The 15,411-nt window shown below is 35.6% G+C and carries 11 protein-coding genes and 1 pseudogene; 9 read left to right on the top strand and 3 right to left on the bottom strand.

Annotated features, from left to right (window positions below):
• Positions 1-78: 78 nt before the first annotated feature.
• The 9 genes and pseudogenes from HOO91_01835 (at position 79) to HOO91_01795 (ending at position 12,043) form a co-directional block, all read left to right on the top strand.
• Positions 79-1,473, top strand: coding sequence for a UDP-N-acetylmuramate--L-alanine ligase (locus HOO91_01835; protein NOU16286.1), 1,395 nt, complete (start codon positions 79-81; stop codon positions 1,471-1,473).
• Positions 1,470-2,273 (top strand): hypothetical protein, encoded by an 804-nt coding sequence (locus HOO91_01830; protein ID NOU16285.1) that lies wholly within the window; start codon positions 1,470-1,472, stop codon positions 2,271-2,273. The genes HOO91_01835 and HOO91_01830 overlap by 4 nt, the downstream gene beginning before the upstream one ends.
• A gap of 4 nt (positions 2,274-2,277) precedes the next feature.
• Positions 2,278-3,594: a cell division protein FtsA gene (gene ftsA, locus HOO91_01825; GenBank protein ID NOU16284.1), complete on the top strand. Its 1,317-nt coding sequence runs from the start codon at positions 2,278-2,280 to the stop codon at positions 3,592-3,594.
• A 256-nt stretch (positions 3,595-3,850) separates the two neighbouring features.
• Entirely contained in the window at positions 3,851-5,326 is a 1,476-nt protein-coding gene (gene ftsZ, locus HOO91_01820; protein NOU16283.1) for a cell division protein FtsZ, read from the top strand.
• 153 nt (positions 5,327-5,479) lie between these two features.
• A complete protein-coding gene (locus tag HOO91_01815) occupies positions 5,480-5,932 on the top strand; it encodes a GatB/YqeY domain-containing protein (protein NOU16282.1) in 453 nt (150 codons plus the stop codon).
• A gap of 276 nt (positions 5,933-6,208) precedes the next feature.
• Positions 6,209-7,055, top strand: a pseudogene (gene dinD / locus HOO91_01810) (DNA damage-inducible protein D).
• A 240-nt stretch (positions 7,056-7,295) separates the two neighbouring features.
• Positions 7,296-8,543 carry a DNA cytosine methyltransferase gene (locus tag HOO91_01805; GenBank protein ID NOU16281.1) on the top strand — a complete coding sequence of 416 codons (1,248 nt, stop codon included), beginning with the start codon at positions 7,296-7,298 and terminating at the stop codon, positions 8,541-8,543.
• On the top strand, positions 8,537-10,753 hold the full coding sequence (locus HOO91_01800) for a sensor histidine kinase (GenBank protein ID NOU16280.1): 2,217 nt from the start codon (positions 8,537-8,539) through the stop codon (positions 10,751-10,753). The genes HOO91_01805 and HOO91_01800 overlap by 7 nt, the downstream gene beginning before the upstream one ends.
• A 3-nt stretch (positions 10,754-10,756) precedes the next feature.
• The gene (locus tag HOO91_01795; protein NOU16279.1) at positions 10,757-12,043 is read left to right on the top strand and encodes a hypothetical protein; all 1,287 of its coding nucleotides are present in this window, start codon (positions 10,757-10,759) and stop codon (positions 12,041-12,043) included.
• 364 nt (positions 12,044-12,407) lie between these two features.
• Here the strand turns inward: HOO91_01795 and HOO91_01790 are convergent, their stop codons facing one another.
• The 3 genes from HOO91_01790 to HOO91_01780 form a co-directional block, all read right to left on the bottom strand.
• On the bottom strand, positions 12,408-13,091 hold the full coding sequence (locus HOO91_01790; GenBank protein NOU16278.1) for a hypothetical protein: 684 nt from the start codon (positions 13,089-13,091) through the stop codon (positions 12,408-12,410).
• 548 nt (positions 13,092-13,639) lie between these two features.
• Entirely contained in the window at positions 13,640-14,626 is a 987-nt protein-coding gene (locus HOO91_01785) for an MCE family protein (protein ID NOU16277.1), read from the bottom strand.
• A 7-nt stretch (positions 14,627-14,633) separates the two neighbouring features.
• Complete coding sequence (locus HOO91_01780) at positions 14,634-15,410, bottom strand: ATP-binding cassette domain-containing protein (protein ID NOU16276.1); 777 nt, start codon at positions 15,408-15,410, stop codon at positions 14,634-14,636.
• Between the last annotated feature and the right edge of the window lies 1 nt (position 15,411).

The raw sequence follows: 15,411 nt of genomic DNA, 5'->3' as shown, positions 1-15,411 counted from the left end.
AAACGCAAAGAAAAGTTCTCTTAGCGTGCTTAGCGAAATTCTTTGCGCCCTTTGCGTGAAACTCTTAAATATAGAATGATGAACATCAAGTTTGACAAGGTCGAGAGGGTTTACTTCATTGGGATTGGAGGCATTGGGATGAGTGCGCTTGCTAGGTATTTTGCAAAGCAAGGGAAAAGGGTATGTGGCTATGATAGAATCCAAACACCATTAACGCTCGAACTTGAATCAGAAGGTATTGATATTCATTACGAGGATGATATTGTTCTTATTCCAAGAGATTTTAGGAATAATGTTGAGGGAACGCTTGTGGTATATACACCTGCAGTACCCAAGGATCACAGTGAACTTGAATTTTTTGAGATTAAGAGATTTACGATTGTAAAAAGGGCAGAAGCCCTAGGCGTAATTGCAAGTGCAAGGAAAACCCTTGCTGTTGCAGGCACACATGGTAAAACAACCACATCAACCCTGTTGGCACATCTTTTAACCACATCAAAGGTTGGGTGTGATGCATTTTTGGGCGGTATTTCAAAGAACTTTAGCAGCAACCTTGTAATCAACCCAAAAGGTTCTGACAACCTCGTTGTGGAGGCCGATGAATTCGATAGAAGTTTCCTAAGCCTTTTCCCCGAATTGGCAATTATCACATCAGTTGATGCTGATCATCTGGATATCTACGAAACCCATAATGATGTTCTTTTAGCATACGAAGCATTTGCCAGTCAGATAAAGCATGGTGGCACACTTATCATCAAGCATGGTATTGGACTAATCCCTTTGTTAAGCGTTAGTGTTAAGGTTTATACCTATGCTTTAAGAGATAAAGCGGATTATTACCTAACCAGTATCGAGATAAAGAATGGTTACTACCATTTTAATTTGGTTACCCCTAATGGAACAATCAACGATTTAAAGTTAGGAGTTCCTGGTCTATATAACGTTGAGAATGCAGTTGCTGCCTCAGCAGCAGCCCTACAACAAGGAGTTACAGAAGATGAATTGCGAACAGGACTCAGTAGTTTCAGCGGAGTCGTTCGACGATTTGATGTTAAATATCGTGGAAACAAAGCGGTTTATATTGATGATTATGCTCATCACCCAGAGGAATTAAGGGCTGCAATTACATCAGTAAAGGAGATGTTTCCGAAAAGAAAGGTTACAGGTATTTTTCAACCACATCTTTTCACCCGAACTCGCGATTTTACAAAGGAATTCGCTCAAAGCCTCGATTTACTAGATAAGGTTTATCTTCTTGACATTTATCCTGCAAGGGAAGAGCCTATTCCGGGTGTTACATCAAATTCAATAATGAACTTGATGGAATGTCCCGATAAGAGGATTTACAGCAAAGAGGAATTACTTAACCAAATAAAAATAGATGATATTGATGTATTAGTAAGCATGGGTGCTGGCGATATTGATAAGTTAGTACCAGAGATTGTTAAAATTTTAACCGATAGGGAACTGTGAAGAAGTGGCAAAGATATACGCTGACAACGCTTAAGTGGTTATCGCTCGTGGTATACCTAGTGGTAGGACTTTGGTTTGTTACCAAGCGTAATCGTGAGTTGGTGTGTAAGGCTATTCAGGTTAGAGTTGTTGATAGTTCCGAAAATTCCTTTGTTACAAGCAAAGATCTTAGGCGGATAATCGATAAGAAGGGAAGTTCTCCAATTGGTAAGACCATGCAGTCGATAAATACATTTGAGTTGGAGAATAGAATTTCAACCATGATGTCAGTTCGTGATGTTCAAATTTATAAAACAGCAAATGGTGTGCTTTCAGTTAAGGTTAAGCAGCGTAGACCCTTAGTTAGAATTTTTAACCACGATAATCAGAGTTACTACATTGATGATCAGGGGTTATTACTTCCTCTCTCCGATAGATTTGCTGCGCATGTACTTGTTGTAAATGGAAAAATAAATGAGCCTTTTCAATTGAAAGCAAATCAAGATATAATGCAATGGGATACAAGTGTATATAAAAGGGAACCGTTAATTCGTAAAATTTACAATTTTGCAAAGTATGTTTCGGATAATGATTTTTGGAATGCTCAAATCGCACAGGTTTACGTGGGTGGTTACGATGATATTAAGTTAATTCCTCGTGTGGGCTCTCAGATAATCCTGTTGGGTAGTTTTGATGATTACGAGGGTAAACTCAATAAACTTAAAAAATTTTACGAAAAAGCCCTACCCGCTGAAGGTTGGAATAAATATAAAATGATAAACTTAAAATACTCAAACCAGATAATTTGTACAAAACGATAATATTATGGCAAAGATGAATGAATACGTTGCTGCAATCGATCTAGGTACAACCAAGATTGTAACCCTAATCGGTAAAAAGAATCCCAATGGCAAGTTCCAGATTGTTTCACAAAGCAAAACCCCTTCAACAGGGATTAAAAGAGGAGTAGTGCTTAATATTGAGGAAACAGTGGCATCAATTCAACGAACAGTTGAAGAGGCGCAGGCTCAGTCAGGAATCATTTTAAGCGATGTATTCGTTGGCATAGCCGGGCAGCATATTCGGAGCATCAAAAACCGTGGGTATATTAACCGCGATAACACGGAGAGCGAGATAACCGCCGAAGACGTTCAAAAACTTATCAACGACATGTACAAGATTCCGATTGAAGTTGGAGAAGAGATCCTCCACGTTCTACCTCAGGATTTTATTGTTGATAACGAACCCGGCGTTCGACCAATTGGGATGATGGGACGTAGGCTAGAAGCCAACTTCCACATTGTGATTGGACAAACCGCATCAGCAAAAAATATCGAGAAGTGTGTAAACAGGGTTGGATTAAAAGTCAATGACCTAATCCTTGAACCACTTGCCTCTTCAGAGGCGGTACTTACTGAGGATGAGAAAGAGGCTGGTGTTGTACTTGTTGATATTGGAGGTGGTACTACCGATGTCGCCATGTTCTACGATGGAATTGTACGTCATACCGCCGTTATACCATTTGGTGGTAACGTGATTACGAATGATATAAAGGAAGGATGTTCAATCCTATTCCGTCAGGCGGAGTCTCTTAAAGTACAGTTTGGTTCTGCTTTGGGAGATATGGCACCAGAAGATAAGATTGTTACAATTCCAGGCATTAGTGGTCGTGATCCTAAGGAGATATCTTTTAAGAGCCTTGCCTACATCATTCAATCAAGAATGGAAGAAATTATCGATGCAGTAAACTATGAGATCGATAATTCTGGCTATGCCGAGAAGCTTAGTGCAGGTATCGTTCTAACAGGTGGTGGTGCATTGCTACGTCATCTTTCACAATTGGTTAAGTTCAAAACTGGTTACGATGTACGTATTGGTTTCCCTAACGAGCATCTGAGTGCTGATTGTAGTGAGGATATTAATCAACCTATGTATGCAACTGCAATTGGTCTAATCCTAAAGGGTTATGATCAGGTTTCGCATATAGAGAAGGAGGTTGAGGAGATCATTGTAAAGAAAGAGGTTGAAGTAACCCCGGAGCAGAAAGAGGTAATTCGCACCAACGTCAAAAAATCAAGCATTATGGATGGTCTCAAAAAGACACTAGCCAACATGTTTGAGGAGAAGGATATGGAGATGTAAGAAAAATGAAAAGTGAAGAACGAAAAGAGAAAATATAACTTTGATTTTATACTATGACCCTAGAAGGGTCAAATATCAATAACCCGGGGTTTTAACCCCGGGAAATAAGAAGAGAAGAGTCCGCCGCACGTGAGAATGAATATTAATATGAAAATGATTCTTGCGGCGGAATGCAATAAAGAGTGTTGGAGGAAAACTTGATAAGAAGTAAAAAGACAATATTTGCTTTTTGAATATATAACTTAAATTAAATATCATGGCCGAAGACCTAATTAATTTCGAGCTACCATCGAACCGAGCATCAATAATTAAGGTTATTGGGGTTGGTGGAGGTGGAGGTAATGCCGTAAACCACATGTTTCAGTTGGGGATTAAGGATGTTGATTTTGTGGTGTGTAATACCGATCATCAGGCATTGGTGAATAGTCCAGTTGAAATTAAAATTCAGTTAGGATCATCTCTTACCGAGGGTCGTGGAGCAGGCAATAAACCTGAAATAGGTAGACAGGCGGCAATTGAGAACATTCAGGATGTAACAGATGTCCTGTCAAGAAATACCAAGATGGTGTTTATCACCGCAGGAATGGGCGGCGGAACAGGAACAGGTGCTGCACCAATTATTGCCAAAGCAGCGAAGGAGTTGGGAATTCTTACGGTTGCCATAGTAACAATCCCATTCCGAAACGAAGGGAAACGCCGTATTGCTCAAGCTGTTGAGGGGATAGAGGCTATTGAGAAACATGTTGACTCCCTTCTTGTAATTAACAACGAGAAGATTCGTGAGATGTACGGTGATCTCAAGATATCTGAGGCATTCTCTAAGGCGGATGATGTTTTAGCTATTGCGGCAAAAGGTATTGCTGAGATTATTACCGTTCATGGCTATATCAACGTTGACTTTGCCGATGTTGAAACGGTAATGGCCAATAGCGGTGTAGCAATTATGGGCTCTGCAAGAGCATCTGGGGATAGTCGTGCAATTAAAGCCGTAAAAGCTGCGCTTCAATCACCGCTTTTGAACAACAACGATATCTCTGGTGCTCGTAATATTCTGTTAAACGTTACTTCGGGCAAGGATGAGATTACAATGGATGAAATTGGTCAAATTACCGATTACATTCAGGCTGTTGCAGGTGAGGGTGCTGATTTAATTTGGGGTAATGGCACTGATCCAAACCTAGGCGATGACCTAAATGTAACCGTTATTGCAACTGGTTTCTGTACAAGCAGTATCCCCGAACTCTACATTAGAAATAAGCAGGTTGATGTTGTAATGCTTGATGGTGAAAGATCCGAGAATAGGGTGGTAAAAGAATCTATGTTTGAAGTTAAGGATAGGCCAAGCATCTCTCATAAACGTGAAAGGTTAACAGAACAGGAGCAATCACAAAGAACTATTGAGTTTGATGTGTATGCTGATGTATCAAAACCATCTACCGAAAAAGGTCTTTTTGACGACGATGAATTTTTGGTTACATCGGTAAAAACACAACAGACAGCAACTAAAGAACCTCCTGTTAAAACAGGAACTAGACAGAATGCAACTCCTCTGACCGTTAAGGCAAATATCGATCAGCTAGAAAAAATTCCAGCCTACAAGCGGAAAAATATTAAATTAGATGATTCTGAGCATTCAAAAGCCAGTAACGTTTCACGTTTTACCTTATCGGAAGAGGAAGGTGATATCTTTTTAAGAAGTGATAACGCATATTTGCATGATAATGTAGATTAGTTAGATCATCGAACGCTAAGGCGCAAAGACGCTAAGTTTTAATCTGTGTGAGCCCGTTTTATCTGCGTTCTGTTTTTTTGAAATTTGAAATTTGATTTTTGTCTTTTTAGTTAATGAAATACAACAAATCAAACATAACCAAAATATAATACTATGTCATTAGAAGAAAAAATCAACAACGATATCAAGGCAGCCATGATGGCAAAAGAGAAAATTCGCCTTGAAGCCCTACGGGCAGTAAAAAGTGCAATTCTACTTGCTAAAACCGAAAAAGGTCATACCGATACCATTTCGGCTGATGCTGAAATGAAACTGTTACAAAAGCAGGTTAAACAACGTAAGGAATCTGCCGAAATCTACCAGCAGCAGAATCGCCCTGAACTTGCTGAAAAAGAGTTAGCTGAGGCTAAGGTCATTGAGGAATATCTCCCAAAGATGCTTTCTGATGCTGAATTAACCGCCGAGGTTAAAAAGATAATTGAGCAGGTAGGCGCTAAAGCTCCATCGGATATGGGTAAAGTAATGGGTGTTGCTTCAAAAGCTCTTGCAGGCAAAGCCGATGGTAAAGCTATTTCTGAGAAGGTAAAGACTTTATTAGCAGGGTAATATTTTTGTAAATCCATTAACAAAATCTATTCGCTCGCTTGGGCGTGCAGTCTAAAGTGAACAAAATATTTTTTAAAATTCCCCTCGATTAAGGGTAGTTTGTTTAGTTGTTTTTACCTAACTTCGGTTACAAATTAGGAGGAGTTACTATTTGGCAGACTTCTCAATATTGACAAGTATTTTGTGAGTTGAATCGGAGTGTTAAATACAATAAAGTCAATAGCGAAAGATTTGGCTTAACAACCTAATAAAGTTATACGGATAAAAATAAAAGCTATGTCAAAAGATATATCTAAAAAGGAGCTCACGCTTTTTGAGAAAATAAAAAAACTTGATGAAAATAGCAATGAATATTGGAGTGCTCGTGACTTAGCCAAGGCATTAGACTATGCAGAATATCGCAACTTTAAACCAGTTATAGAAAAAGCGAAAGAAGCATGTAGTAATAGCGGATATTTTGTAGAAAACCATTTCGTGGATTACCACGAGATGGTTAAAATTGGCTCAGGTGCAAGAAGGGGCTTCGATGATGGTGTGAAACTCTCTCGCTATGCCTGCTATCTGATTGTTCAAAATGCCGATCCCACAAAAGAAGTGGTAGCCTTAGGGCAAACCTACTTTGCCATTCAAACCCGTTTGCAGGAAATACGGCAAATGGACGAGTATAACAATTTAAGCACTGAGGATGAGAAACGCCTTTTTCTTCGCAACGAAATGGCAAAGCACAACTCCCTGTTAGCCTCTGCGGCTAAAGATGCAGGTGTAATAGAACCCATTGATTATGCCATTTTCCAAAACCATGGCTATATGGGTTTATATGGCGGGCTGGATACCAAAGAAATACACCAAAAAAAGCCAACAAATACTCGACCACATGGGTAGTACCGAACTGGCTGCTAATCTATTTCGTGCAACGCAAACCGAAGAAAAACTTCGTAGAGAAAAAATAAAAGGGAAACAAAAAGCCAACCAAACACATTTAGAGGTTGGAAAGAAAGTGCGCCAAACCATTAAGGAGATTGGTGGTACCATGCCCGAAAACCTTCCTGTTGCCGATAGTATTAAAAAATTGGAAAGCAAACCCGATAAACCTACTCTAAAAAAGGGCAAACCAAAAAGTTAAATAGGTAAGGCCTATACAAATATCTCCATTCTTGGGTTTGCAGCACAAACTGAACTAGATTTTGCCATTCCAATAAAATTTTGCAACCACCTTATAATAAATCTTCTGCAATAACATAAGTTCCACATTTAACCGAGCCTAACATTATCCACCTTATTAAAAAATATTGCCTATTGTTCACATCTTATGGAAAAATGCTTATATTAAAGGTTTTTATTTTTGAGTTATTTGAAGAGAATTATGCTCAATTATATAGACTTATTTGCTGGTGCCGGAGGGCTTTCTGAAGGATTTTTCAGAGCAGGGTTTAAACCTATTGCTCATGTTGAGATTGATGAGGCAGCCTGCTTTACTCTGAAAACAAGAACTGCTTATCATTACTTGAAGTCAAATAATGAGTTTGATAAATATTTAGCCTATTTAAGAGGTGAAGTCAATCGAGAAACTTTATATAAATCTGTACCTAAAGAATTATTAGCAACGATAATTAATTTTCCAATAGGTACTGAGAGTAATTCTGAAATTCATAAAACCATTAAGAACATTAATAAGGAAAATATTGATCTAATCATTGGTGGTCCGCCATGCCAAGCTTACTCTTTAGTTGGAAGGGCACGATCAGACGATGGAATGGCAAAAGACCCCCGCAACTACCTATATGTACAGTATGCAAAATACTTAGAAAAGTATAATCCTAAAATGTTTGTTTTTGAGAATGTACTTGGATTAAAATCAGCTAAAGATGGATTGTATCTAAGAAAAATGGAGGATCTATTTCTGAAAAAAGGTTATTACATGCAACTTTTCACACTAGAAGCAAACAATTTTGGTGTTCTACAGAATAGAAAGCGAATTATTATTATTGGTTGGGAGAAAAGTTTATCCATTAATATCCCAAATCTAGAATCAATTAAAAATAGTTGTGATTCAAGAGTTGAACTACTATTTTCTGATTTGCCAAAACTACAAGCAGGTGAAGGCATAGATAAATTCACTACTTATTCAGGCAAAACAAATTCTTGGCTTAAAAATTCCGTTGTCCGTAATGGCATTGATATTTTAACTCAGCATGTTGCCAGACCTCATACAGAACAGGATAAGGAAATTTATCGAATAGCTGTTAATAAGTGGAATAAAAACAAAGAACGCCTAGATTATAATGACCTTCAAGAAAGATTAAAAACACACAAAAATCGTCATTCCTTTTTCGATAGGTTTAAAGTAGTTGCAAATGACCTTCCGTATTCTCATACAGTTGTTGCTCATATTGCAAAAGATGGTCATTATTATATTCATCCCGACATTAAACAGAATCGCTCAATAACTGTCCGAGAAGCCGCACGTTTACAATCCTTCCCAGATGATTACTACTTTGAAGGTGTAAAGGAAGCAGCAAATCGAACGGCTGCTTTTAAACAAATAGGTAATGCTGTTCCACCAATAATGGCTAGTGCGATTGCACAAGAAATAATGAAAATACTATGTTAGAAGAATTAAAAGAAAAGCACTTTAATCCCAAAGCGCATATACTTACTTTATTGGGAGATGAACTAATAAAAAGTCCAGTAATGGCTATTTATGAATTAGTTAAAAATAGCTATGATGCTGACTCCAAAAAAGTTGATGTTTATTTTAAAGAAATTGAAAATATTGAAAATGCTGTAATTATAATCGAAGATGATGGAATAGGGATGACATCACAAATAATTGAAGATGTATGGTTAGAACCAGGTTCCGATTTTAGAAAACCTATAAATAAAAATACAGGACTTAGACAAATTATCAAATCTGCTCTTTATGATAGAATACCAATGGGAGAGAAAGGTGTTGGTAGATTTGCTGTTCATAAATTGAGTAGTCAAATCTTACTTATAACCCGACCACTATTAATATATTTTAAGGAAAATTCAAAGGAGATTGAAAGTAAAATATTAGCAGATTATGAAATTCAACTTTATATTGACTGGAAAGATTTTAATCAGTCAAAGCATTTATCAGACGTCCCAATAAAATGGAAAATCAAAAAGGATAAAAAAGATTTTAGGTTCAAAGAAAAAAGTGGAACTTATATTCGTTTAAGTGGATTAAAAGAAATTTGGACTAAGGGGATGGCAAGAGATTTAAAAGGGCAAACCCTCTCGATGTTATCTCCTAAGATAACAAAAGATAGTTTCAAAATTAATTTGAATTTTGATAATAAATGGTTAGTTGATTTTCCAACTGTTGATAAAATATTAGATGAGGCGCCATTTAAAATCAATGCCCTAATTAGTAGTAATTATGATGTCGATTTTGAATATGAATTTGTTTTGAAAAACAACCCAGATATCGGTAAAAGGATCATCAAAAATGATCTACGGTTTAATGAAAATATCAGAGGTAAGGTTAAAAACAGACTTCGTAAAGTTTTAGAAAAAAAGGAACACGAAAATTATAAAATAGAGGAGATTCTATTAGATTTTGATTCAAAACTACTGCCATTCGGTAGTTTGGCTGTTGAGTTATATACGTTCGACCTTGACTCACATTCAATGAGAGACTATACACTTAATGCTGATCTTGTTAAGAAGGTTTTAAAAGAACACTCTGGTATTAAGGTATTTAAAAACGACTTACGAATTTATGACTATGGAAATTCTGCAAATGACTGGTTAGGTTTAGATTTGGAAAGGATTCAAAGTAAAATGTGGTTTTCAAGTAATAATGTAATTGGTTATATATATCTTGATGCTGAAACATCAAATTGTTTAATTGAAAAAACTAATAGAGAGGGATTCGTTGAAAATGATGCATACTTAAGTTTTTATATGGTCTTAAAGACTGTCTTAAATGAATTTGCTGCCACAAGATTTTCTGATAGAACAAGATGGTTGAAATTCAATCAAAAGTCTTCAAGTAATTTATTTGATACAAAAATTAGTAATTTCAAATCTTTGTTAGAAAACTCTGATTTAAATAATGAAGAAAAGAAAAAGAAATTACTTGAAGAAGCTGAAAGACTTGAAGAAAAGTATGAAGATGATCAAAAGACATTATTAATTCCAGCGGGAGTTGGCATGACTGCCTCTGTTGCACTTCATGAGATTGAAAAACTAATTCCTCGAATGGAGGAAACCGTGAAATCAGAGCCTATAAAAAATGATATTATTACAAATCAAGTTGAAGAATTGAAGCAATATACAGAAGGAATTATTTCTGTATTACGAAAAGGTGGTGATAAACCTTTGGACATTCGTGAAGCCTCCAACAGAGCATTTAACAACTATAAATTAAAACTACTTAACAGAAAAATATCTTATGAAATTTGCATAGAGGATAATGTAAACACTATCAATTGTGATAAAAGATTTTATATTACTATGCTAATGAATATCATTGATAATAGTATTTACTGGCTAGATACTATATATAAAAATGAAAAATCCATTTTTTTAAAGTGTGTAAAACATGAGATGTCAACAATTGTAATCATTGCAGATAATGGTCCGGGGTTTAAAGATGACATATCAGAATTGGTTCGTCCATTTTTTTCCAGAAAATCCGATGGGATCGGAATAGGCATGTACTTGATTGATACAATAATGATGAAATATGGCAAACTTGACATTATTACAAGCAAAGAAGAAATATTAGATTTTGATATTCCTGAGAAATATAATGGAGCTATAGTAAAACTAGTATTTAATAAAAAACAATAGCCAATGAAATTCTTAGAACCAAATATTGTTGTAATTGATGATGTGAAAAGTGAAGTACAAGGAATACTTGACTATTATCGAGAATTAGGTGTAGGATGCAAATTATTTAATGCATCTTATTTTGATGGAGATACAATGCCGAGTAACTGTTTTTCCGATGTAAACCTTATCTTTTTAGATTTATATTATTCTGAAAGATTTGATGCTGAGCAATGCTCAAATTGGGTTCAATCTTTAGTTTCTGAAAAATCATTTTATATATTAGTGCTTTGGACTAAAGATACATCAAAATCAAATTCTGTCCTAGAACACCTTAAACAAGTAAATAGGATGCCTTTTACTTTTTTAGTCAAAAGTAAAACTGATTATTCTAAAATTGGAGAAGAGAAATATGATTATTCAAAACTATTCGAAGAAATAAATACAGAGTTAGATACAATTCCTGCTTTAGAAGAAATTCAAATTTGGAAAAAAAGTGTAAAACATTCTACAAATGAGATATTAGGTCATTTAACTAAAACCTCAGATCCTAATATTTTTAATGATAAACTCAAGAAAATTATCATTTGTCATGGCGGTGGTTCAATAAAATCTAGTTCAAACAACATTCGTAAACGTTTAATTCTATTTGATGCTTTGGATAGTATTTTAATTTCGAATACAAGGAAAAACATCAATGAAAATAACATAACAGAATTAAATATTGAAAATTTATACAACCTTGATAAGGTCGAAGACTCAGTTATTGATAAAGAACTAAATAGTTGGTTTCATTTTAAACTTGAAAAAAATCTGACTAATGAATTAATTTCCCCCGGAATCATTTCTGAATTTAAAGATAATGATTGGAGAAATAAATATTCAATTCACGATGATAAAATTGTAATGGATTTTATCAGTCACCAATCAGGAAATAATGTAAAGATATCTAGTATTGCTCTTTTACTTTCTAGGCCATGCGACATAGCACAAAATAAATTTGGGAAAAACCTTAAATTGTTAAGTGGTCTTAAAATTGTTAATCCTATTCGAAAAGAGAATGCAAAAAAAGAATTTAAAAAAGGTTCATCAAATGTAGATTCAATTAAAATTTATGATCATTTATATTTAAGTGAAGAAGAAAACGATGTAACCTTCTTATTTGATTTTAGATATACTTTCTCAGTACCTGAAGAATCATTTAAAGCAGAATTTAATAACATTAAAATTTTCAATAAAGAACTGCTTTCTGAGATGCAAGTTGAATACAGTAGTTACTCTAGTAGACTTGGAATAACACAGATTTTCTAAAGGTCTCCCCTGCTAGGCCAAATATCCTATCCATCTCCCTTTACCTTTTGGATTTGAAATCTTCTAGTAACCCCTTCCCTATATACAAATCCCAACCCCACCAAATACATTACTCATTTAGTAAATTCCCATCCAAAGCCATCCCCCCATCATAACAATTCAGCAGCCAATGCCTGCAAGAATATAAGAGGATGAGCGCAACAGAGTAATATTAATATCCTAAAATCGCAATTTGCGATATCCTATTAAGCGTAACCTCCCGATTACGCTTTTTTAATGAGATAATCTACAAAATTAAAAAGGACGAGAATTTACCTCGTCCTTATCTTGTATTCGGGATTCAAATAAACCTACATCTTAATTTCTACTTAGCAACGGCATCTTCTAAAAGCACATCGTATATATACCCGTACCCAAAATCCTTATCTAAAACTATCTTGCCTTCGAGTGTAACAATATCTCCAACCTTAAACTCAGAGAGAGTGGTAACGGTTAAATCGTAGTTTCCATCGTATTCGGTTCCATCCTGAATATGAATCCAATTTTTATTCATAATTTCAGGGGAATACTTAACTACCTTACCCTTTATTAATACTAATTTATTGGCATACGTTTCTTTATTCGAATAAAGGTTTGCAACAGTAATATCATCCTTGGATTTCTCAATTACAACAACCATCTTTTCCGCTTTTGCTTTTGCTGAGCCGGGTGCAACAGGTTTAGTTTTCTCTTCTCCTGATATGGGTTCAGTCGTTATTCTATCCACAAAGAGGATCGTTTTGAAATCCCTATTCAGCTCTTTGCTATGAAAATTTTCCATCACCATACTCTTCTCATAGTAGTACTTCTCCCCTACTTTAGCATCAATGGTTGTAGTTGCTAGCCACTGCTCAGTATCATTATCGGTAAACTTTAAATAGGTATACCCTGAGGCTTGAATCACCTCTTCAACGGCTAACTCATGGCTGCTGCCATTGTCCATTTTGGGGTATATTTGGTTACACGAAATGGCTAGAGTAGCCATGAGAATAAATATTACCTGCTTCATATTTTTATTGATTATTTGTTTTTAAAATATTTCTGCAATTATACATACAAAATCAAAGCAAAAAAAGATAAACACAAAAGTTGATGAAATGGTTGAATCGTTTTTGAAAAGTTTACCTGAATCCTTGCTAAGTAAAATCTGAATATCGGATTTATAACTCACTAAATTCAATAATCACAGAAATTTTCCACTTATCCTAAAGTAACGTGAGTTCGACATAAGAAATATAGCTACAACACCAACCACCTGCCTGATTGTCAGTGTCTTTCAAAAGATTACGGTACTCTGTACCTATTATACCCTATGGTCGTGAAATGTCTACAAATATCAAGGTGCTACGCACCCAAAGCGTGAATCAAAAAGGTTAAAAACTCCTCAAGCGGCAGAGCCGCATAATATTTGTAGCCAAATATATAAATCCTGTAAATTAAAGGTGCATCGCACCGTTATATTAAACCTTACATCAATGAACAAACATCCTTTTTATTATATCGAACTTACATTAAAATAATATTCTTCTTAAGCAAATGGAAAATAAAGTGTTTGTTTTAAGAATTACCATTTTTTAGCGTATCCTTTTTAGCAGATTTAGTCTTGTTTTTAAAATATTTTTTAAGGAACATGTTATGTTGAAGTGCTTCAAGATCCTCGTTTAGCTTTTTAGAACTACTCTCTAGGTTTTTAATGGTCTCCTTCACATTAGTTCCAGATTCTTTATCGTTCAATAAAACCCCCAATGAGGTATTAGAATCGGTAATCTTTTGGTTAAGATTTTTAACAAACTCTGAGGCTGCTGTAGTTATTTGTTGTAGCTGCATCACCGAGGTTTTTATTGAGCCAAACATTAGCGTATCGGTGGCTAAATCGTTTGCTAATGTACCTTCCTTGTTGAGATTTGAACTAAATGTTTTAAGGGAACTCATTACCTTTTGGGCTTCTCCCATTACTTTTTGCAGAGAAGCAACAGAAGCATTGATATTGGTGTATACAGAGTTATCGTTCAATAGTTTACCTATTGTTCCTTCGCCATCAACTAGTTTTTTGCTGAGCACCCTAAAATCACTGGTAATAGCAAGTATATTATCATTGCTTTTCCTTAGGGTATTAATCATCTCCTCCGAGGAGTGCTGCTCCTCCACGGCTAAGGAATCGCCATTCTTTACGCATTGAGTATCCTCGGTACCGCCGAAAATAACAAGTATTTTATTTCCAATTAACCCATCGCTGCTAATCTTTACCTTTGAGTTATTCGGAATATATTTCCGAACATCCGTATCAACAAGAATACTAACCTTAACTTTCGATTTGCCAGTAAATGCTATATTGCTAATTGTTCCAACCTTAACGCCAGAGAGCCAAACATTGTTCCCCTTTTGAAGTCCAGCAACATCATTAAAAATTGAAGCAACTTCAACTTTTTGCTCAAATGTTTTATGTAAATCTCCAATTAGAAGGATTGCAGTAACTAGAATAGATATTCCTACAAAAACAAAAAAGCCTACAATTACGTACCTTTTATAAGATGATTCGTTCATTTGATTACTACTGAATAAAATTATAATTATAGAATTCCTTTAAATGCTGATCTTCGGTGTTAAATATCTCATCGAATTGACCCACTTTAGCAAATTTCCCATCAAGAAGCATGGCTGTTCTGTCCGATGTGTTTCTTGCACATGTAAGATCGTGGGTAATAATAACGGAACTGGTGTTATATCGCTGTTGAACCTCATTTATAAGCTGAATAATTTCGGTGCTGGTTATTGGATCCAGCCCTGCCGTAGGTTCGTCATAAAGCATTATTTCTGGCTTTAAAATCAGCGTACGGGCAATACCAATTCTTTTCCGTTGTCCGCCAGAAAGTTCAGAGGGCATTTGCTTTTTCTTATCGCTTAGATTTACCGCATCTAGCACCTTTTCTACTGCTGTATCCACCTCTTTCTTAGTAAGATGCTTTGCATTCATGGTTAACGGGAATGCAAGATTCTGGTATACATTCATTCCATCATATAAAGCACTGCTCTGAAATGAAAAGCCAATTCGTAAACGCAAGTCATCTAAATCTTTGTGGTTTAATGTGTGTACTGATTTACCCAATGCGAATACCTCTCCCCTATCAGGTCTAAGTAAGCCAACAATAATCTTTATTAAAACCGACTTCCCCGTTCCTGATTTACCAAGAATGGCAACATTTTCGCCTTTGTAGAGTGTAAAATCAATACCATTAAGAACTTGTAAATCGCCGAACGATTTATATAGCCCTCTGATTGAGATTACTTGCTCTTCCTTATCGATGAAATGCTGCTTTATTTTATCCATT

It is taken from the genome of Bacteroidales bacterium, from assembly GCA_013141385.1.
Classification (GTDB): Bacteria; Bacteroidota; Bacteroidia; order Bacteroidales; family Tenuifilaceae; genus UBA8529.
Note: the sequence above shows the minus strand (reverse complement) of the source record. Positions and strands in the feature narration are given on the sequence as shown.

What these genes read in the sequence shown, in the direction of transcription:
- HOO91_01835 (NOU16286.1), top strand. Translation starts at nt 79, where the DNA reads ATGAACATCAAGTTTGACAAGGTCGAGAGGGTTTACTTCATTGGGATT.
- ftsA (NOU16284.1), top strand. Translation starts at nt 2,278, where the DNA reads ATGGCAAAGATGAATGAATACGTTGCTGCAATCGATCTAGGTACAACC.
- ftsZ (NOU16283.1), top strand. Translation starts at nt 3,851, where the DNA reads ATGGCCGAAGACCTAATTAATTTCGAGCTACCATCGAACCGAGCATCA.
- HOO91_01815 (NOU16282.1), top strand. Translation starts at nt 5,480, where the DNA reads ATGTCATTAGAAGAAAAAATCAACAACGATATCAAGGCAGCCATGATG.
- HOO91_01805 (NOU16281.1), top strand. Translation starts at nt 7,296, where the DNA reads ATGCTCAATTATATAGACTTATTTGCTGGTGCCGGAGGGCTTTCTGAA.
- HOO91_01800 (NOU16280.1), top strand. Translation starts at nt 8,537, where the DNA reads ATGTTAGAAGAATTAAAAGAAAAGCACTTTAATCCCAAAGCGCATATA.
- HOO91_01795 (NOU16279.1), top strand. Translation starts at nt 10,757, where the DNA reads ATGAAATTCTTAGAACCAAATATTGTTGTAATTGATGATGTGAAAAGT.
- HOO91_01790 (NOU16278.1), bottom strand. Translation starts at nt 13,091, where the DNA reads ATGAAGCAGGTAATATTTATTCTCATGGCTACTCTAGCCATTTCGTGT.
- HOO91_01785 (NOU16277.1), bottom strand. Translation starts at nt 14,626, where the DNA reads ATGAACGAATCATCTTATAAAAGGTACGTAATTGTAGGCTTTTTTGTT.
- HOO91_01780 (NOU16276.1), bottom strand. Translation starts at nt 15,410, where the DNA reads ATGGATAAAATAAAGCAGCATTTCATCGATAAGGAAGAGCAAGTAATC.